This window comes from Gemmatimonas sp. UBA7669, assembly GCF_002483225.1.
GTDB lineage: Bacteria > Gemmatimonadota > Gemmatimonadetes > Gemmatimonadales > Gemmatimonadaceae > Gemmatimonas.
The window spans coordinates 76,419-95,758 of the sequence record NZ_DLHL01000027.1; the positions used below are offsets into that span (position 1 = coordinate 76,419).

Sequence of the window (19,340 nt, forward strand, 5' to 3'; positions counted from 1 at the left end):
CGTCCTCAGACCATCTCTTCGGCTTTGCGCTGACGCGCCAGCTTGACGAGGTGTCGCTTGTAGTGCTCGCGGAACTCCGGACGGTCCTCGGGCACTTCGCTCCAGACGCCGGCCTTGAAGCCCTGACCGGTGTCGCCGAAGAACTCGCGCATCTCGTCAAAGCGTGCCTTGTTGCCGATGGCCGCGTTGACCACCTGCGCCAGTGATCCGGCACCGGCCGGGCCCATGAGTGGACGCGCCGAGATGAGGTTGGTGAAGTAGAGCGACGGGATGGTGCGCTCCTTGGCCTTCTGCACCACCGGCGTGGTTCCGATGGCGAGGTCGGGCTGGTACTCCTCCATGGCGGCCAGGTCCTGCTCGAGCGACGCCCGATACTGCACATGCACACCGCGCTGCGCCAGCCAATCGCGGTCCGCTTCGCTGTACGGGGTGCGCGGGCAGGCCGTGCCCACGTAGCGCACATCGGCACCGGACTCCACCAGCAGCCGCGCCACGAGCAACTCCGAGCCCTCGTAGCCGCTGAGCGTGATGCGTCCCTTGATGGGCATCGCGCCCAGTGCGCCGCGAATGGCCGGCAGCACGCGCTGCTTGGTGGCCTCCACGAGTGCGGTGGGCACATTGGCCGCCGCGCCAATGGCCTCGAGCCAGGCCGCGGTGCCTTCGTAGCCCACGGGAGCGCTGCCCACGATGGGGCGCCCTGCGGCTTCAAACTCGCGATAGCTGGCCACGTAGAACGGATGAATGGCCGCAGCCACCACGCAGTCGAGCGCAGCATACAGCTCGCGCCATTCCCGCGTGGGGACCACCGGACCAGCCGCGAGCCCGAGCCCATCGAGCATCATGCCGATGCCCACCGGGTCGGCGGGAAACATCTCGCCGATGAGTGACACCGTGGGCTTCTGCGAGCGGCCACTGCGTGGCGCCTGCACCGGGCCCTGCTCGGCCTCCAGTCGCGCATAGCGCAGCATGGCACCGGCCAGCACGTCCTTGGCTTCCGCATGCGTGGGCACACCAAAGCCGGGCACGTCAATGCCGATGATGCGTACGCCGTTGATTTCCTTGGGCAGGATCTGCAGCGGCACGCCCGACGCGGTGGGCACACAGAGGTTCGTGATGACGATCGCGTCGTAGAGTGCCGGATCGGCCATCTGATACACGGCGTCGCGAATGTCTTCGAACAGCTTGCCGGTCACCAGCGACTCGGAGTTGAACGGCACATAGCCGACGGTGCGACGCGCGCCGTAGAAGTGGCTGGTGAACGTCAGGCCGTACACGCAACACGCGGAGCCACTGAGAATGGTGGCTGTGCGCCGCATGCGCAGACCCACGCGCAGCGAGCCGAACGCGGGGCACATGCTCTGCGGCTGATCGTGCGGACCTTTGGGATAGTCCTTCGCGTAGCGCTCGAGCACTTCACTCTTGCCCGCCGCCTGCGCGGCGGCGCGCATCTGATCGGCACCGGCGTGGCATCCCAAGCCGCCGGCCTGATCGCCGTCGTTCTGCATGGGCGTGGCCACGGCCGTGTCGTACTGCACTTCGTTGAGGCTGGACATCAACGGCTCCGGCGCCATCAGACGCTGTCGTAGACGACTTCGAGCGAGGGCTTGGACAAGTCTTCGCGGCCCACCATGTCGAACAGCGTGGCCGGTTCCATGACGAAGTCACGACCCGTGACCTCCGCCGAGAACAGGCTGAGCAGCTGATCCTGCGACTGCGGGCGAGGACGCACCGGCGGCGCATCCGCCACGTTCTGTGCGAGCTCGGCAAACAGCGAGCCCCACTCGCCATCGGGCTTGCCGATGATTTCGTAGCTGGCACTCTTGCGGCGGATGTCGTCGTGCGCGGGAATGCTGGCCAACACCGGAATGCCGGCGTTGTTGGCAAAGGCCTGCGCTTCGCCCGTGCCGTCATCCTTGTTGATGACCATGCCCGCCACGCCGACGTTGCCGCCGAGCTTGCGGAAGTATTCCACCGCGCTGCAGACGTTGTTGGCCACGTAGAGTGACTGCAGGTCATTGGAGCCGACGACGATGACCTTCTGGCACATGTCACGCGCGATGGGCAGGCCAAAGCCGCCGCAGACCACGTCGCCCAGGAAGTCGAGCAGCACGAAGTCGAAGCCCCATTCGTGGAAGCCGAGCTTCTCGAGTGTTTCAAAGCCGTGAATGATGCCGCGTCCGCCGCAGCCGCGACCCACTTCGGGACCGCCAAGTTCCATGGCGTACACCCCGTCGCGCTTGAAGCAGACGTCACTGATGGACACCGCCTCACCCGCCAGCTTCTTGCGGCTGCTGGTCTCGATGATGGTGGGGCAGGCCTTGCCACCGAAGAGCAGCGAGGTGGTGTCCGACTTGGGATCGCAGCCGATGAGCAACACCTTCTTGCCCTGCTGCGCCATCATGTAGGAGAGATTGGCGAGCGTGAAGCTCTTGCCGATGCCGCCCTTGCCGTAGATGGCGATGATCTGCGTTTCCTTGGTCACGGGGCCGGTGTGCACGGCGGCCGTGTCGTCGGATGGGGTGGCCGCTTCCTCGCGGACGTTGCGATGCAGTTGATGCAGGCCGTTGTCGATCATGCCGCTCTCCAGTCGAGAATCATCTTGACGCAGGTGGGGTCGCCGAACGCGGTGGCATACGCATCAGCGGCGCGGCTGGCCGGCTCGCGATGCGTAATGAGGCCGTCGAGATCGAGTCGCCCGGAATTGGCGAATTCGGTGATGGCGCGCAGGTCCGCCTCCTTCCACTGCGCGGCGACCCGTATGCGGGCTTCCCGCAGAAAGGCCGGCGGAAACGCAAACGACACGGGTTCGCTGTAGAACCCGCCGAGCACGATCTCTCCGCCGGGCACGAGCCGGGCAATGAGTTGATCGAGAATACCGTCGGCGCCACTCACATCGCAGATGACGCGATAGCTGGTGGTGGGGTCGTCGTCGGGATGCAGCACCTGATAGCCGCGTGCACCGCTCATGCGGACGGGATTGGTTTCCCACACCGTTGGCGGGGGCGCACCATACAGCACGCAGAGCCGCGCGATCAGTCGGCCCAGCGCACCGTGTCCGACGATGAGTTGTGGCAGACGATAGAGGTGCCGGGCCGGGTCGGGCTCGAGACAGTGATGCGCCGTGGCAGCCAATGCGAACAGGGCACCACGCTCGCCGAGGTGGTCTGCCAGACCAATCGTGCGCGCGCCAGGCACCACCACATGGGCCGCCTGTCCACCAAACAGTCCGCGGGCTTCGGTGAAGCCCTTGGAGCCCGGCACATACACGACATCACCCACTGCACGGCCAGAGTCCGCACCGGCCTCCTGCACAATGCCCACGCCTTCGTAGCCGGGAACGAGCGGATAGCCCAGGCCGGGGAAGGGTGGCATGCGTCCGGTGAAGAGCAGTTTCTCGGTGCCCGTGCTGATGCCCGAGTACTGCATGGTCACCACAACATCAGTGGCGGTGGGGTCGACGAGGGTGAGTTCACGCAACGCGAGATGCGTGGGCGACTCGAACACCACGGCCATGGTCTGACGCGTCGATGATGCGTTGGGCGACGCATTGGGTGCGTACATCAGGCCTCCGCCACGATGAGACCGGTCTGGATGGGAAAGCGCGTGCGCACTTCGCGACTCTTGCGGAAGCCGGCCTGCTGCAGCATGAGTTGCAATTCGCTGGCGCGTCGCGCGCGGCCCTTGCCCATGGCCAGCAGGTAGAACGAGAAGTAGGCATCACCCACGGTCTCGGCGCCACGCGCACCGGCCAGCGCTTCGGCAATGATCAAGGTGCCACCGCGGGGCAGGGTGGCGCGCACGCGCTGCAGCAGTCGCATGACTGAGGCATCGTCGTGGTCGAGCAAGACCCGCACCAGCGAGCACACGTCGGCGCCGGTGGGCAGCGGATCGGTGTGGAAGTTACCGCCGTGACAGACGCTGCGATCGCCGAAGCCGGCATTCGCCAATCGCGTGCGTGCCCGCGCGGCGACTGCCGGCAAGTCGAAGAGCTGCAGTTGCAGATGCTGGTGCCGCTCTCCCGCATGCGAAAGAAAGACCCCCTCTCCACCGCCAACGTCGAGCAGACATTCGTGCCTGGAGAGGTCGTAGGCATCGAGCACGTCGTGCGCCACTGGCGGCAGTGTTGCCGCCATGATCTCGGAGTAGGCTTCGACGCGTGTGTCGCTGATGGCCTGTGGGCTCGGCGCGTCGGCGTAGGACCAGTAGCGCGAGAGCTCGGTGCTGAAGTTGGAGCCTTGCTTCAGCAGCGACACCGGATCGGCGAGGTCGTCATAGGCCAGACGATGATGGCGAATGAGCGCCAGCAGGCCCGTGTTGTGCACGACCGGTGCGCCGAGCGGCCCCAATGCAACCCGTCCATGGCGTCGGTTCGCCAGCAGGCGGAGCGATACGGCCGCATTGAGCAGACGTTCCGTGCTCGATGGCGAGAGACCCGTGAACTGGGCAATTTCAGCGCGGGTGCGCGCACCGTCCGCAAGGAACTCGAAGAGGCCCAGTTCCACGCAAGCCAGCAGCGTCTGCGTATAGACGAACCCGGACACCACGTCGAAGAGTTTTCGACTTCGGTATCGCGTGACCGGCGCGGTGAGCGGAAACCTCGCGCTCCAGCGCTGAAAGGCGTTAGTGGCTACCAGCCGGTTCCATCGATCACGGACCCGCTCCCACCATGGAGCCGGCGGCAGCGCGTGGTCGACGAAACCCGTGGCGGGCAGGGGCATGGGACGGGAGGCGGGCGGAGCCGCCGTTGCCGGAATCGCCTGGTCGGGTGGGGACACATTCAGACGATAGGCTCGGGACCGGAAAGTGTCAAGAAACGTGTACACTTTTCGCAATTCATAGTGTCAACATATTGCGACACTTTGCGCCGAACCGTAACATAGAAGGAGGGGCCGCCCGGTTCAGGGCGTCCCGCCCTTCCTCCATATATGTCCCCGGACCACCTACGGGGAATGCTCGGGACTCCCTGATGCGACCAGTCTATCCGTTCAGCGCCATCGTCGGCCAGGACGAGATGAAGCTCGCCCTGCTCCTCGTCGCCACGGACCCCTCGATCGGTGGGGTGATGGTGTTCGGCGACCGCGGCACGGGCAAGAGTACCGCGGTTCGTGCGCTGGCCGGGCTTCTGCCACCCATGAAGGCGGTGCAGGGCTGCAAGTATGGCTGCGATCCGAATGCCAACGGGTCCCGCTGCGAGGAGTGTCGCGACCGATCGGCCCAGGGGCCGGCGCTGCGCAGCCATCTCGTGCCGGTGCCCATGGTGGACTTGCCGCTCGGTGCCACCGAAGACCGCGTAGTGGGGGCGTTGGATCTCGAGAAGGCCCTCACCACCGGCGAAAAGGCGTTCGAGCCCGGTCTTCTGGCCCGCGCGCACCGGGGCTTCCTGTATGTGGACGAGGTCAACCTGCTCGAGGATCATCTCGTCGATCTGCTGCTCGACGCCGCCGCCACGGGTGAGAATGTGGTGGAGCGTGAAGGCGTGAGCGTGCGGCACCCGTCGCGTTTTGTGCTGGTGGGCAGCGGCAATCCCGAAGAAGGCGAGCTGCGTCCGCAGTTGCTCGATCGCTTCGGCCTTGCGGTGGATGTGCGCACCCCGACGGCCATCGCGAGTCGGATTGAAGTGATCAAGCGACGCGATGCCTTCGATCGTGATCCCGATGCCTTCATGACACAGTGGTCGCGGGCCGACGCCAAGGTGCGTCGCAGTCTCGAAAAGGCCCGCGCGCGTCTCGACGAGCTCGAGGTTGATGACCGCATCCTCGAGCGCGCGGCCACGCTCTGCAGTGCGCTGGGCACCGACGGATTGCGTGGTGAGCTCACGCTGCTGCGCGCCACGCGCGCACTGGCCGCCTACGAAGGCGCCGCTGCGGTAACAATGGCGCACCTGCGCGCGATTGCGCCCATGGCTCTGCGGCACCGCCTGCGTCGCAACGTGCTCGATGACACCGGGTCCACGACGCGTGTGGAACGCGCGGTGGCCGAGCTGTGGCAGGATGCCGTTGCCGCGGCCTGAATTGCGGCCTGAATTGCGGCCTGAATTGCAGGCTGACCAGCAGCTAGTGTTGCCCACGCACCCGGCGCCGCTCGCGGCGTTGTTGTTGGCAGTGGACGCGCGCGGACTGGGCGGCCTGCTGCTCGATCATCCCGTGCATGAGTCGGCACGGCTGCTGACGGACGCGCTGCGCGCGTGGATGCCGCAATACGGTCCCGGCCCCACACCACTGCGTCGCCTGCCCGCGGGCATCTCGGCGGATCGCCTGTACGGCGGTGTGGATCTCGCGGCCACGCTCACCACCGGTCGACTGGTGAGTGATCGCGGTGTGCTGGCTGCTGCTGATGGCGGTTTGCTCGTGGTGCCCATGGCGGAGCGCCTGGGTGTGCCGGCGCGGACCGCGCTCTGTGAAGTACTCGACCACGGTGAAGTGCTGGTGGCGCGCGATGGGGTGAACACCCGTCACGCGTCGCGCGTCTGCGTGGTGCTGCTCGATGAGTCGCACGAGGACGAGCAGGTGCATGCGGCGCTTTCTGATCGCCTGGCGTTCTGTGTGGCCATGGACGGCGACGCGCATGCACTGCTCACGCAACTCACCGCTCCCGCGTCGATGGCAACGCTGCGCACGCGGCTCCGCGATGCACGCGACCGTCTGGCGCGCATTTCCATGGACGATGCCTGGGCTGCGGAGCTCTGCACCACCGCTGCCGCCTGCGGCGTGGACTCGGTGCGAGCCAGTCTCTTCGCCGTGCGCTGTGCCCGCGCCCATGCGGCGCTGCATGGGCGACTGATGGTGACCGCCGAAGATGCCCAGGTTGCGGCGGCACTGGTGCTGGCACCTCGTGCCACACGGGTGCCCACGGCACCGCCGCCTGAAGCCGACGAGACCACCGCACCGCCTGAGCGCGACGCGTCACCACCCGATGCCTCGCCGTCTGACGCGCCGCCGCCGGAACCGCCGCGTGCGGACCAGACGGCGTCACACGATGAAGAGCAGGGCGCCCAGCAGGAACCTGCGCCCGAGGCGCTGCCGGCCGATTTGCTGCGGGCTGCCGTGGAAGCGGCTCTGCCCCCCGGGATGCTGCAGGCCTTGCTCGGACAGCAGAACCACGCGGGCACCGTGAGTGGTCGTGTCGGTGAGACGACCGCCAATCTGCTGCGCGGCATTCCGCGCGGTGCGCGTGGCGGCCTGCCGCGCGGCGGGGCGCGATTGCATCTGCTGGAGACGCTGCGAGCCGCTGCGCCCTGGCAGCGTGCGCGGCTCAAGGAGCGTTCGCTCGCGCGCACGTCGTCGGGGCAGGCCTCCGCACGCACGCCGCGTCTCAAGATTCGCCGGGAAGACTTCCGTGTCCGTCAGTTCCTCGAGCGCACCGGAACGACGGTGCTGTTTGCCGTGGACGCGTCCGGTTCGTCGGCGGTGCATCGTCTGGCGGAAGCCAAGGGCGCCGTGGAATTGTTGCTGGCCGAGAGCTATGCGCGGCGTGATCGCGTGAGCTTGCTGGCGTTTCGTGGCACCGGAACCGAAGTGCTGCTTCCGCCCACGCGCGCACTGGCGCGGGCGCGTCGCGTGCTGGCAGCACTGCCCGGCGGGGGCGGAACGCCCATGGCGACAGCCATCGACGCCGTGATAGGGCAGGGCCTGCAGATTCGTCGCAGTGGGAGCAGTCCGCTCATTGTCTTTCTCACAGATGGTCGGGCCAACATCGCGCGCGACGGCATGGCCGGTCGGGCGCGTGCCGAGCAGGATGCGCTGGCGGCTGCGGCGCAGTTGGCGGCGCAGCGTCTGCCGGTGCTGTTCGTCGATACCTCGCCGCGCGGCGAGCCCATGGCGCGTCGCCTCGCGGAGGCCATGCGCGCGCGCTATGTCCCGCTGCCGGTGAGCAACAGTGAGGCGCTGGGCATGCTGGTGAAGCAGACCAAACAGTTGTCGGCGGCCGGCAGTGGAGCGCGGACGTCGTGAGCCCGCCGCACGAGCTCCGCGTCGCACTCGATACCAACACGGCCTCCGCTCCGTCAGCCAGTGCCGTGAACTGGCGTTCGCCGCGGCGTGCGCGCTGGCATGCGTTGCTGCGTGCGCGCCAAACGGCCACGCTCGATACCACGGACATTGCCACCCGCGAGACGACGCTGCGTGTGGCGCTGCGCTCGTTCTTCGTGGTGGTGGCGTTCTGGTGGAGCGCGACCGGTGCGATCTTTGCGCTCGAGCGCACCCTCGCCACGCGGTCTCTGGGGCTGGCGCTGGCGACGGTGCTGGCCCTCTGGGGCGTATCGCTCATGCTGCTCGAACGCGACCGCGAAACGCCGTCCGCGGCACGTCGCAGTTTTCTGGGTGGTGCCTTTCTCTGGACCTGGGTGCAGGTCTTGTTTTACGGCGGGTGGCTTATCGGCCCCGAAGCGCTGCGCGCGGCCGTGCCCGCGCAGGCCCCGTCTTTCGGCTTTGCCCTGCAGGCCATCGGCGCCATGTTCTGGTATCAGTTGGCCATGCTGGCCGTTCTGGCTGTGGGCGCCATGCTGGTGCGAGGTCGCGTGAATCGTGTGGGGGCATGGACGCTGATGCTGTTCTGGGTGGTCCATCAGCTCGCGAGCATCAACATCTTCGTCGGCGTGGAGAATCCGGGGCGCGGCTTCTTCCCCGAGGCGCTGGTGTTTCTCGAGAGCTACTTCGGACCGCAGCGCAACAGCCTGTTCCTGCTGCTGTCGCTGGCCGCCGTATTGTGCTTCACGCTTGGCGTGGCGCTCCATGCCCTGCGCGGGCGCACCCCAGCGCTGCGCCAGAGCATGATGCTGCTCACGGTCATTGGCGCCCTGTCGGTGCTGGAGTTGGCGGTGCTGGGGGCGCCCATCAACATGCCGCTCTGGGAAGCCTTCCTCGCGGTGCGCGGCTACTGATCGTTACGGATCGGCCTTTTCGGGGTTTGTAGTGGATTCCGCTGCATCCGTGATATCCGCGAGAAGCCTTTACGAATGTGCCGACACACCGGCCCTCGCGGCGACGGTGAAATCGTCAACCGCTCACGCAAAGGGACGGAGAGCGCAGAGCCCGCAGAGAACCGCGGTCATGGCTGAACAGCCTTGACGCGGATTTCGCGGATGTGGCGGAAACAACACGGATTCGACAGCAGTCAACAAGAAGGTCGAGGGACTCCATTGCCCCTCTGCGGCCTTTGCGCCCTCTTTTCCTCTGCGTGGGCTGTTCACGATGTCAGCGCACGCAGAAGAAACGAGTGCAGAAAGTGCTTCAGCTTGCGCGGCGCAGATGCCGCACGGGGGCTGACCGGCCCGCCGGTCTGGTGTTGCTCTGGCCCCGCGTGCCACCGCTCGTTTGCTCGTCGGTGACAAAGGTGGAGACGGCCTGCGTGAGCCCTTCGGCCTTTTCCCGCAGTTCGACACTGGCTGCGCTGCTTTCTTCGGCGTTGGCCGCCACCGCCTGCGTGACCGTGTTGATGTGCTCGATGGCCACGGCAATTTGCGCCACGCCCTGCTCCTGCTGCGTGGTGGCCGCGGCCACTTCGCCAATTGACTCGCTGACCTGATCGGCCTGACGGGCAATCAGCGACAGACGGTCCAGCACCGTCTGGTTGAGTCGCACGCCGGCGTCCGCGCTGCTCACACTGGTCTCGATGAGCTGCGCGGTGTTCTTGGCGGCGTCGGCGCTGCGCAGCGCGAGACTGCGCACTTCTTCGGCCACCACGGCGAAGCCACGACCCGCATCACCGGCTCGCGCCGCTTCCACCGCGGCGTTGAGTGCCAGCAGGTTGGTCTGGAAGGCAATCTCGTCGATGGTCTTCACGATACGCGCCGTGGCGTCGGCGCCGGCCTTGATCTGACCAATGGCCTCGCTCAGTTGGCGCATGCCGTTCACACCATCGGCCGCCGTGGCGCGTGCTTCTTCGGCCGAACGCCGTGCATCGCGAGCATGCGAGGCACTGGTCTGCGTCATGCTGGTGAGTTCCTGGAGGCTGGCGGCGACTTCTTCCAGAGACGCGGCCTGACTCGATGCACCATCTGACAGCGTCTCGCTGCTTTCGCGCAACGCCACCGAAGTCTCCAGCATCTCTTCTGACGATTGCGTCACGAGCCGCATGGTCTGCCCGAGCTCCTCCATGGCCGCATTGAAGCTGGCAGCCACCTCGGCATTGCGGTCGTTGTACTGACCGGTGATGCGTACCGTGAGATCACCGCGGGCCAGGCGACCGAGGGCGTCGCTGATCTCGCCGAGGAAGCGCATGGCTTCACCCTTGAGCAACGTTTCCACACGCTCCTGCCGCGCGTTGGTCAGCGCGGTGATGACGATGGCGATGTCGGCCTGCAGCAGTCGATCGAAGGCCCGCTGGAAGCGGCGATACTCAGCCGGCGTGGCACCGCCCTTCTCCACGGCGATGAGCATGTGCTCGCGGATCACCTCGTACATGGCCACGTACCAGTTGGAATCCAGGTCGATGCGCTCGTGCACCTGCCCCACGTGCCGGCGATACTCCACGTACTTGTCATCCAGTCTGCCGGAGAACATGGCCAGCACATAGCGCGTGATGAGCGGGCGCTGCCGATCCACCGAGGTGTGCTTGTCGATGATGGCCTGGGTTTCCCGCGTGCCGGCAATGTGCTTGTAGAACTCATCGATCATTGGGTCGCAGGCCGCCTTGCACGCGTCTTCCCATACCCGGATGACTCCGAGGTCGTTTGGCGTCACCTGCAGGAAGTCGAGGCGTCGCCGCACGTCACCGTCCGTGATGGCGATTTCACCTTGGGGATACTGCCGCTCGGTGTTGGTCGGTTTGCGCGTGAAGAAGGACATGAGGGGGCCGGTCGGGGGAGGTCAACTGGTGCATAAGGTGCACGTTTTCAGGTGTCGACCGTTACACCGGCTGTCGCGCAGTTTCGCTGTCGGCACTGTGCAGTTCCTGTACGAAACACGGTGCAAACCGGCACCCGAGGCGCGCTACAAGGCTCAGCGTACGGTCGAGACTGTCTGAAGTCCGATCGGCCGAGACCGGCTCCTACTCGTACCGCAGCGCCTCAATGGGGTCGAGGCGGGCGGCCCGGCGTGCGGGGATCATGCCGAAGACAATGCCAATGCTGACCGAAACGACCACCGCAATGAGCGTAAGCGTGACGGGCACTGGCGCGTCGATGTCCATGGCCAGCGAGACCACCCGCCCAAGCGCCAGCCCGACCAGAATGCCAATGGCCCCACCAATTCCGGTAAGCGTGGAGGCTTCTACGAGAAACTGCACCAGAATGTCGCGTTTGGTGGCGCCCAAAGCCTTGCGCACACCGATCTCGCGTGTGCGACTGGTGACCGACACGGTCATGATGGCCATCACGCCAATGCCGCCCACCAGCAGCGCCACGCCCGACAGCACGATCATGACCAGAAAGAACACACCCGTGATGCTGTTGAAGGTGTCGAGAATCTGGTCCTGTGACACGAGGTCAAAGGTGTTGCCGTCACCGGGCCTGAGTCGGCGTGATTCGCGCAGGGTCATCTCCACCGCACTCTGCGCATCGCTCACGCGCACCCCGGCGCGCGGTTTCACGGGAATGAACAGGGCATTCGTGCGATCGATGGGATAGGCGCGGTCCATGAAGCGATAGGGCACGATGGCGCCGACGGCCTGGCCCGGCGGCGCAAAGATATTGCCCGGTTCGGCCCAGAGGCCGATAACCTCCAACGGACGTCCGCCGATCTGCACCGAACGTCCAATGAGGCGCTCCTGACCGTAGAGACGACGCGCGGTTTCCTCCTGCAGCACCACCACCGGCGCTCCCGCCGTGATCTCGGCCTTGGTGAACCAGCGCCCCTCCACCAACTCGCCACCCTGAATCTGGGTGAAGCCATCATCCGCGCCAAAAATGGCCATGCCCTGCGAGCGCACACCAGGCGACTCGATGCGCGCCAGCGTCTGCGCCCACAGCGACGCATAGGCAATCTCCGGCAACGCCTTGATGCGCTCCGCTTCGCGCTCGACGAGATCGGGCCGGATGCGCACATCCTTGGGCAGGTCGTCGGGATTGAGCGGCGTCTGCGAAAACTTCTTGAGCACGTAGAACGTGCTGGGGCCCGCCACCTCGATGGTGTTCACGATCTGGTCGCGAATACCCTGAACGATGGCTGCCATGGCCATGACGGTGGCCACGCCAATGACCACACCGAGAATGGTGAGTGCCGATCGCATCTTGCTCACGCGCAGGGCCTCGATGGCCATGCGTACATTCTCGCCGAGGGCGTCGATGCGGGCGCTCATGACGGCTATTCCGCGCGCATGGCGGTGATGGGATCGAGTCGGGCGGCGCGCGCCGCCGGGTAGACGCCGAACAGCACACCAATGCCCGCGCCGAGCGTCAGCGCCACTCCCACACTCCACGGCGATACCCGCGCGGGAAGCGGCGTGAGCGTGCTGATAAGCAACGCGAGCCCCCAACCGCCGAGCACACCCAGCACACCGCCCAGCATGGCCAGGGCCACGGCTTCCACGAGAAACTGCCGCCGGACATCAGCCGCACTGGCGCCCACCGCCTTGCGCAGACCGATTTCGTGCGTGCGCTCGGTGACGGCCATGAGCATGATGTTCATGATCACGATGCCGCCCACCACCACGCCAATGGCCACCACGGCGGGGACCACGGCAAACAACACGCGCGTGAGCTGCTTCCAGAAGGCCACAAAGGCTTCGCCGGTGCCAATGTCGAAGTTGTCGACCTCGGAGGGGCGGAGCTGACGCGCCACACGCATGGCTTCCTGCGCACGCGCCATGGCCGGCCCCACTTCCTCGGCCTCACGCATCTTCACCGAAACCACGGTGGTTTGCCGCCTGCCGAACATGGCCTCGAAGGCATTGAGCGGTACGAGGGCAAAGGCGTCGAAGGATTGACCCAGCACACGCCCCTTGGGCGCCACCACACCAATGACGGTGAATCGTGTGCCCATGATGCGCACCTCCTGATCCACCGCCTGCCCGCCGTCGAAGAGATCCTTGGCCACATCGGCGCCGATGACCACGACGCGTCGCCGCTCGCGGATGTCGATGTCGTTCATGGGTCGGCCGCTGGTGAAGCGGTAATCCTGCACCACCTGATAGCCCGGCGTGACGCCGAAGATCAGCACACTGCCCAGGGTGCGATTGCGCCACACCACATCCGCACGCGGTGTGGGCCATCCACTTTGCAGGCTGATGGCCTCGGCATCAGGCAGCGCCGCCTGCACCGCCTCGGCGTCACGCTCATTGATGCGCGGCCGCCGCTGCATGGTGCGGAACTCATCGTCGGTGAACATGCCCAGGCTGATGGGGACACGTCGCACCTGGAAGGTGTTCATGCCGATCATGGCGTCGGCGATGTTTTCCTTCACATAGGCATTCATGCCCTGGATGATGGCCACCACCGCCACCAGAAACCCCACCGACACCACGATGCCAAGCAGCGTGAACGCCGTTCGCAGCGGGTTCACGCGCAATTGCCCGAAGGCCAATCGAAGACTGTCGATGAATAGCATGAGTGGCAGCTGGTCCGGGCCCTACTCGTACCGCAGCGCCTCCACCGGATCGAGTCGCGAGGCCTTGATGGCCGGCAACATGCCGAATGCCACCCCCGTTACCGCACTGGCCACCAGCGCCGTGACCACAATGCTCGTGGGCAGCGATGCCGGGATGCTGGTGTTGCTGCGAATGATCCACGCCAGTAACGCGCCCACCGCGAGACCGATGAACGCCCCGATGCTGGTGAGCGTGGCGGCTTCCACCAGAAACTGCCAGCGAATCGTGCCGGCCGTGGCGCCCAGAGCCTTGCGCACACCGATCTCGCGGGTGCGCTCGGTCACGGAGATCATCATGATGGCCACCACGCCCACGCCGCCCACGAGCAGGGCCACCGCAGACAGGGCCAGACCCACGGCGAAGATGGCGCCGAAGAGCTGGTTGAAAGTGTCCATGATGCGGTCCTGCTCAATGAGATAGAACGTATTGCGATCACCGGGACGCAGACCACGCCGAGCACGCATGGCGGCCATCACGTCGTCCATCACCACATCCTGACCCACGCCGGCGCGCGGCCTGACGAGCAGCGTGAGACTGTTGCGCCATACATCGAGCACACGCACCGCCGCCTGCAGCGGGATGATGGCGCGGGGTGTTTCCGGCCCTCGCCCTTCCAGTGAGCGCAGAAAGCCCGCCTTGGGATTGAACACGCCAATGACCGTGAACTGCCGGCCGTTGATGGTGATCTGCTTGCCAATGGGCTCGGAGTCACCGAAGAGTTGCGCCTTGAGCGTGTCGTTCACGAGCACCACGGGCTGGCCGGCCTCGTATTCGGCGCGCGTGAAGTTGCGGCCTGGCGAGATATCCGACGCATTCACCAGCGGCCACTCCAGGCTGTAGGCGTCGTAGCCCACGCCGTCCACGCGCGCGTCGCGATAACCGAAGTTGCCCGAGCCGCCCAGCACGCCGATGGCATCCTGCACGGTGGACAGTCGGCGAATCATGTCCCACTCGTTGAACGAGATGGGCGGATTGCGCCGGTCGGGACAATTTTCGTCCGTGCCATCGCAGGCCTGAATGCCCGTGCCGCGGCGCTGCACGATGAAGGTGGTGGCGCCGATCTGTTCGAGATCCTGCTCGAAGGAGCGACGAATGCCGGTGACGACAGCACCCATGGCCACCACGACGAACACCCCGATGGCCACACCGGCAATGGTGAGCGCCGCGCGCACCTTGTTGGAGCGAATGGCGTCGAGCGCCATGCCCACGCCTTCAAAGGCCAGAAAGATCGATCGCATGGGCTTACTCCGAGCGCAGGGCGGCGATGGGATCGAGCTGCGAGGCGCGACTCGCCGGATACAGTCCCGCGCCAATCCCCACGCCAGCGCCGGTCACGAGCGCCGCCACAATGGACCACGGCGCCACAGCGGCCGGCAGTGGGGTGAGGGCGGCAATGATTTCGGCCAATCCGATGCCGAGTCCGATGCCGATGGCTGCCCCCAGGGTGCTGAGGGTGGCGGCTTCCACGAGGAACTGACTCATGATGTCGCGCCGCTTGGCACCCAGGGCTTTGCGCACGCCGATCTCCCGCGTGCGCTCGGCCACCGCCACGAGCATGATGTTCATGATGACCATCGCGCCCACCACGAGGCTGATGGCGGGCAGCGCCGTTCCGAAGAGGACCAGGCGCCCCTTGAGCTGCTTGATGAAGCCGAAGGCCGCGTCCTGGGTGACGAGACCAAAGTTGTCAGGCTCCGCCGCGCGCAAACCACGGAAGGCGCGCAGCGCACCGCGCGCGATTTCAATGCCTTCGGCCAGATCGGCCTGATTGGGCGCCTGCACGATGAGCGACGACACATCGCGCTGCGGGCGAATGATGCGCCCCATGGGCGAGGTGTAGGGCGCAATGGCGAGGCGATCGAGCGAGAAACCGAACACCGACCCCTGCTTCTCGATCACGCCAATGACGGTGAAGGGGATACCGGCCACGCGGAGCTGTCGGCCCTCGGGGTCGAGACCCGGAAAGAAGTGCTCCGCCACCTCCACACCGATGACCACCACCGGCGAGCCGGCACGCACTTCCTGATCGGTGAAGGCGCGGCCAGCCGTAACCGCAAACTTCTTGATGGCGAAGTACTCGGCGTCGGTGGCTACCGCCTGGACCTGTCGCGGCCGCGCGCCAATGGCGCTGGCATACTTGAACGTTTCGCTGGCCACCGTGCTGCGCATGGTGGCGGGCAGGGCACCGCGCACGACGTCCACGTCGGTCATGCGAAGCAGCGGCCTGCGCTGCAACTCGCGCGCAGAAAAGCCCCGGTTGCCACCGGGGCCCACATTGTCGAATCGGCGCAGCGTGAAGGTGTTGGTGCCGATGAGGCGGGAGGCGAAGTCCTCTTCGACGTACTTGCCCATCCCTTCCACGATGGACACGACGGCGATGAGGAACATCACCCCAATGGTCACCCCAAGCAGGGTGAAGGCACTCTTGAGCTTCTGGACCCGGATCTGGGTCAGAGCCAGCAGGACAGCGTCACGGGTTCTCACCCATGAAGCATATCGCGTCCTTACTCGTAGCGCAGCGCCTCAACCGGATCGAGTCGAGCGGCCCGGCTGGCGGGCAGCATGCCAAAGAGGATGCCCGTGACGGCACTGGCTCCCAGGGCGGCCACGACGGCCAGCGGCGGAATGCTGGCCTCAATGGGGGTGAAGTTCCGAATAAGCAGAGCCCCGAGCCAGCCTACGAACAGCCCGATGGCGCCGCCGATGCCCGTGAGCGTGGCCGCTTCCACCAAAAATTGCCACAGGATGGTAGCCTTTGTGGCTCCCAGGGCCTTGCGCACACCGATCTCGCGGGTGCGCTCGGTAACCGAGATCATCATGATGGCCACCACGCCCACGCCGCCCACAATGAGGCCGACGCCCGAGAGGGCAATCATCACGAGGAAGAACATGCCGAAGATGCTGTTGTAGGTGTCCATCAGCTTGTCCTGCGTGATGATCGCAAAGCTCGACTCATCGGCGGGCCGGGAGCCCCGCAGTCCGCGCAGAGCGGCCGTGACGTCATCGATGGCCACATCCCGCGGCACGTCGGCACGCGGCTTGACCGCCAGTCCGGTATTGCTGGCGCGGGCACCGATGTAGCGCACCAGCGCATCGATGGGCACGACGGCCTTGGGCCGATCGCCACCAGACAGGAAGCTGCTGTTGTCCTTGTAGACGCCAATGACCTCGAACGGCACGCCATTGAGCGTGAGCGTCTTGCCGATGGGGTCGGAGTCGCCGAAGACACGCTCCACCATGGTCGTGGTGATGACCGCCACACGGGCGCCAGTCCGCGCCTCGGCGGCCGTGAAGGCACGGCCCGGGTACACTTCGGGGGCACTGATGGTGGTCCACTCCGCGGAGTAGCCCTCGATGCCGGCCGAAGGCAGCTCCACGTTGCGGTAGCGCACCTTGGCGCTCCAGTCGATGCGCTCGCCCACCGCTTCGATGTTGCTCAGGCGGCGCAGCGCGTCCACCTCGTTGCGACGGATGGGCGGATTGCGCAGCCAGGCGCAGGTGTTGTCGCTGCCGTCGCAGGCTTCGAACGAAATGGGGTAGCGCGAGACAAAAAACGTGGTCGGACCCGTGCTCGCGAAGTCCTTGGCTACCGACTGGTTGATGCCGTGCACGGCGGCCGAGATGGCCACCACCACGAACACACCAACGGCGATGCCAAGAATGGTGAGCCCGGCACGGACCTTGTTGGCGCGCACCGCGTCAATGGCGATGCGCACCCCTTCGGAGACTGCGGACAGTCGAGTCGTGAATGCCGACATGAACTACTCCTGCCGCAGGGCAAGAATGGGATCAAGACGCGAGGCGCGGCTGGCCGGATACACACCGGAGATGATGCCGACACCGGCGCCGAGTGCCACGCCTACCACAATGGACCAGGGGGCCACGCTTGCGGGCAGCGGCGAGACAGCCGCGATGAACTGCGCGAGACCAATACCCAGCGCCACACCCACCGCCGAGCCCAGGGTACCCAGTGTGGAGGCCTCGATGAGGAACTGCAGCAGAATGTCACGCCGCTTGGCGCCGAGCGCCTTGCGGATGCCGATTTCGCGCGTGCGCTCGGCCACCGCCACCAGCATGATGTTCATGATGACGATGGAGCCGACGACAAGACCGATGGCGGGCAGGGCGATGCCTGCCAGCACGAGGTACTTCTTGATCTTGTTCCAGAACTCGAGGGCCGAGTCCGCGGTTTGCAGCGAGAAGTTGTCCTTCTGCGACGGACGAAGCTTGCGCTGACCGCGCATGGCGGAGCGCACGATTTCCATGTTCTCCGTCATGGCCTGCACGTTCGGCGACTGAATGACCACGGCATCGATCATGGTGGCGCGCGCATTGAGGAAGCGGCGCGCCGGTGAGCGATACGACGTGACCAGGAAGTTGTCGAACGACATGCCGAAGGCCTTGCCCTGCGATTCCGCGAGGCCCACGACGCGATAGGGCACGCCGCCGATCTTGACCTCGCGGCCGATCGGGTCGAGGCCCGGGAACAGTCGCTCCGCCGCATCCGGGCCAATGACGACCACCTTCTCGCCGCGCGCCAGCTCCTGCTCGGAGAGGATGCGACCATCGGTGACGCCAAGCTTCTTGACGTCGAAGTAGTCGCCGTCCACCGCCACCACCTGCACCCGGCGCGGCTTGGCGCTCACGGATGACGAGACATCGACCTGATTGTCGGCGTACACGTACCACTTGGTGTCATCCGGCAGGTCGCGGGTGGCGGGTCCGACATCAACGATCTCCAGACGCGGGCGCCGCCGGTATTCCTCCCACGTGGCTGCATCCACATCCCCGATGTTGATGTTGGGGCGATGGCGCAGCTCGAAGGTGTTCACCGAGATCAGCTTCCCGATGAGATCCTCTTCCATGTACTTGCCCATGCCCTCCACGATGGACACCACCGAGATGAGGAACATCACGCCGATGCAGACACCCAGGAGCGTGAACGCACTCTTGAGCTTCTGTGTGCGGATGGTGCGCAGCGCGAGTCGGATGGCGTCGAAGAAGGGCATGGACTGGATGAGGCTCAGTGACTGCTGTGCGTCAGGCCGACCCGCTCGATGAACTGCTCGCGCGTTTCGTCGCTGGCAATGACACCGTCACGCAGCACGACGACACGTCGTGCGTGGGCGGCAATGTCGGGTTCGTGAGTCACCATGACGACGGTCTGGCCATGGCGGGCCAGATCTTCAAACACGCGCATGATCTCTTCGGAGGTCTGCGAGTCGAGGTTACCCGTGGGTTCGTCGGCCAGAAGAATGGACGGCGAGTTCACGAGTGCGCGTGCGATGGCCACGCGCTGACGCTGACCACCGGACAACTCGTTGGGTCGGTGATGCACGCGCTGGGCCAACTGCACCTTGTCCAGTGCCTCCATGGCGCGGCGCTTGCGCTCGTCGGCCGACATGCCGGCATAAACGAGCGGCAGCTCCACGTTCTGCAGCGCCGATGCGCGCGGCAGCAGGTTGAAGGTCTGGAAGACGAAGCCGATTTCCTTGTTGCGCACGCGCGCCAGCTGGTCGTCGCTCATCTCACTCACCAGCGTGCCGTTGAGCCAGTACTCGCCGGCGTTCGGCGTGTCGAGGCAGCCGATGAGGTTCATGAGCGTGGACTTGCCGGAGCCGGACGGGCCCATGATGGCCACGTACTCGTTGCGGCGGATGGCGAGGTCCACGCCACGCAGCGCACGCACGATTTCGCCACCCATGTCATACTCGCGCTTGAGGCCGCGGCTGACGATGACCCATTCCTTGCCAGGCGCCGCGCCGGCAGCCGACGTGACCGCCTGCCGCTCCGCCGTGGTGCTCATGCCCACTTCGTAG

15 protein-coding genes are annotated in these 19,340 nt (G+C 65.9%); 3 read left to right on the forward strand and 12 right to left on the reverse strand.

The window, feature by feature from the left end; genetic code table 11:
- Positions 1-5: 5 nt before the first annotated feature.
- The 4 genes from bchY to B2747_RS07875 form a co-directional block, all read right to left on the reverse strand.
- Positions 6-1,505: a chlorophyllide a reductase subunit Y gene (bchY, locus tag B2747_RS07860; protein ID WP_343125882.1), complete on the reverse strand. Its 1,500-nt coding sequence runs from the start codon at positions 1,503-1,505 to the stop codon at positions 6-8.
- 65 nt (positions 1,506-1,570) lie between these two features.
- Positions 1,571-2,575, reverse strand: a complete 1,005-nt coding sequence (locus tag B2747_RS07865) for a chlorophyllide a reductase iron protein subunit X (RefSeq protein ID WP_291158791.1) — start codon at positions 2,573-2,575, stop codon at positions 1,571-1,573.
- Positions 2,572-3,561 (reverse strand): chlorophyll synthesis pathway protein BchC, encoded by a 990-nt coding sequence (gene bchC / locus B2747_RS07870; RefSeq protein ID WP_291158794.1) that lies wholly within the window; start codon positions 3,559-3,561, stop codon positions 2,572-2,574. The genes B2747_RS07865 and bchC overlap by 4 nt, the downstream gene beginning before the upstream one ends.
- Complete coding sequence (locus B2747_RS07875; RefSeq protein WP_291158797.1) at positions 3,561-4,775, reverse strand: methyltransferase; 1,215 nt, start codon at positions 4,773-4,775, stop codon at positions 3,561-3,563. The genes bchC and B2747_RS07875 overlap by 1 nt, the downstream gene beginning before the upstream one ends.
- 191 nt (positions 4,776-4,966) lie before the next feature.
- Between B2747_RS07875 and bchI the strand changes: the two genes are divergently transcribed.
- Genes bchI through B2747_RS07890 form a run of 3 tightly spaced genes read left to right on the forward strand, consistent with a single transcriptional unit; the run spans position 4,967 to position 8,878 of the window.
- Entirely contained in the window at positions 4,967-6,010 is a 1,044-nt protein-coding gene (gene bchI / locus B2747_RS07880; RefSeq protein ID WP_291158800.1) for a magnesium chelatase ATPase subunit I, read from the forward strand.
- A 49-nt stretch (positions 6,011-6,059) separates the two neighbouring features.
- Positions 6,060-7,949 carry a magnesium chelatase subunit D gene (locus tag B2747_RS07885; RefSeq protein WP_291158803.1) on the forward strand — a complete coding sequence of 630 codons (1,890 nt, stop codon included), beginning with the start codon at positions 6,060-6,062 and terminating at the stop codon, positions 7,947-7,949.
- The gene (locus B2747_RS07890; RefSeq protein WP_291158806.1) at positions 7,946-8,878 is read left to right on the forward strand and encodes a DUF3623 family protein; all 933 of its coding nucleotides are present in this window, start codon (positions 7,946-7,948) and stop codon (positions 8,876-8,878) included. Before B2747_RS07885 ends, B2747_RS07890 begins: the two co-directional genes overlap by 4 nt.
- Before the next feature lie 349 nt (positions 8,879-9,227).
- Here the strand turns inward: B2747_RS07890 and B2747_RS07895 are convergent, their stop codons facing one another.
- From B2747_RS07895 to B2747_RS07930, 8 genes are all read right to left on the reverse strand, one after another.
- Complete coding sequence (locus B2747_RS07895) at positions 9,228-10,784, reverse strand: methyl-accepting chemotaxis protein (RefSeq protein ID WP_291158809.1); 1,557 nt, start codon at positions 10,782-10,784, stop codon at positions 9,228-9,230.
- Between the two features lie 202 nt (positions 10,785-10,986).
- Positions 10,987-12,234 carry an ABC transporter permease gene (locus tag B2747_RS07900; RefSeq protein WP_291158812.1) on the reverse strand — a complete coding sequence of 416 codons (1,248 nt, stop codon included), beginning with the start codon at positions 12,232-12,234 and terminating at the stop codon, positions 10,987-10,989.
- Positions 12,235-12,239: 5 nt separating this feature from the next.
- A complete protein-coding gene (locus B2747_RS07905; protein ID WP_291158815.1) occupies positions 12,240-13,481 on the reverse strand; it encodes an ABC transporter permease in 1,242 nt (413 codons plus the stop codon).
- 21 nt (positions 13,482-13,502) lie between these two features.
- Positions 13,503-14,759: an ABC transporter permease gene (locus tag B2747_RS07910; RefSeq protein ID WP_291158819.1), complete on the reverse strand. Its 1,257-nt coding sequence runs from the start codon at positions 14,757-14,759 to the stop codon at positions 13,503-13,505.
- 4 nt (positions 14,760-14,763) lie between these two features.
- Positions 14,764-16,005 (reverse strand): ABC transporter permease, encoded by a 1,242-nt coding sequence (locus tag B2747_RS07915; RefSeq protein ID WP_291158822.1) that lies wholly within the window; start codon positions 16,003-16,005, stop codon positions 14,764-14,766.
- 20 nt (positions 16,006-16,025) lie between these two features.
- Positions 16,026-17,279, reverse strand: coding sequence for an ABC transporter permease (locus B2747_RS07920; protein WP_291158825.1), 1,254 nt, complete (start codon positions 17,277-17,279; stop codon positions 16,026-16,028).
- Positions 17,280-17,282: 3 nt separating this feature from the next.
- A complete protein-coding gene (locus tag B2747_RS07925; RefSeq protein ID WP_291158828.1) occupies positions 17,283-18,530 on the reverse strand; it encodes an ABC transporter permease in 1,248 nt (415 codons plus the stop codon).
- A gap of 14 nt (positions 18,531-18,544) precedes the next feature.
- Positions 18,545-19,327, reverse strand: coding sequence for an ABC transporter ATP-binding protein (locus tag B2747_RS07930; RefSeq protein WP_414652190.1), 783 nt, complete (start codon positions 19,325-19,327; stop codon positions 18,545-18,547).
- Between the last annotated feature and the right edge of the window lie 13 nt (positions 19,328-19,340).

Coding starts and splice junctions, on each gene's coding strand:
- B2747_RS07905 (WP_291158815.1), bottom strand. CDS start 13,481: ATGCTATTCATCGACAGTCTTCGATTGGCCTTCGGGCAATTGCGCGTG.
- B2747_RS07865 (WP_291158791.1), bottom strand. CDS start 2,575: ATGATCGACAACGGCCTGCATCAACTGCATCGCAACGTCCGCGAGGAA.
- B2747_RS07895 (WP_291158809.1), bottom strand. CDS start 10,784: ATGTCCTTCTTCACGCGCAAACCGACCAACACCGAGCGGCAGTATCCC.
- bchY (WP_343125882.1), bottom strand. CDS start 1,505: ATGCAGAACGACGGCGATCAGGCCGGCGGCTTGGGATGCCACGCCGGT.
- B2747_RS07920 (WP_291158825.1), bottom strand. CDS start 17,279: ATGTCGGCATTCACGACTCGACTGTCCGCAGTCTCCGAAGGGGTGCGC.
- B2747_RS07930 (WP_414652190.1), bottom strand. CDS start 19,327: ATGAGCACCACGGCGGAGCGGCAGGCGGTCACGTCGGCTGCCGGCGCG.
- bchI (WP_291158800.1), top strand. CDS start 4,967: ATGCGACCAGTCTATCCGTTCAGCGCCATCGTCGGCCAGGACGAGATG.
- bchC (WP_291158794.1), bottom strand. CDS start 3,561: ATGTACGCACCCAATGCGTCGCCCAACGCATCATCGACGCGTCAGACC.
- B2747_RS07900 (WP_291158812.1), bottom strand. CDS start 12,234: ATGAGCGCCCGCATCGACGCCCTCGGCGAGAATGTACGCATGGCCATC.
- B2747_RS07910 (WP_291158819.1), bottom strand. CDS start 14,759: ATGCGATCGATCTTTCTGGCCTTTGAAGGCGTGGGCATGGCGCTCGAC.
- B2747_RS07925 (WP_291158828.1), bottom strand. CDS start 18,530: ATGCCCTTCTTCGACGCCATCCGACTCGCGCTGCGCACCATCCGCACA.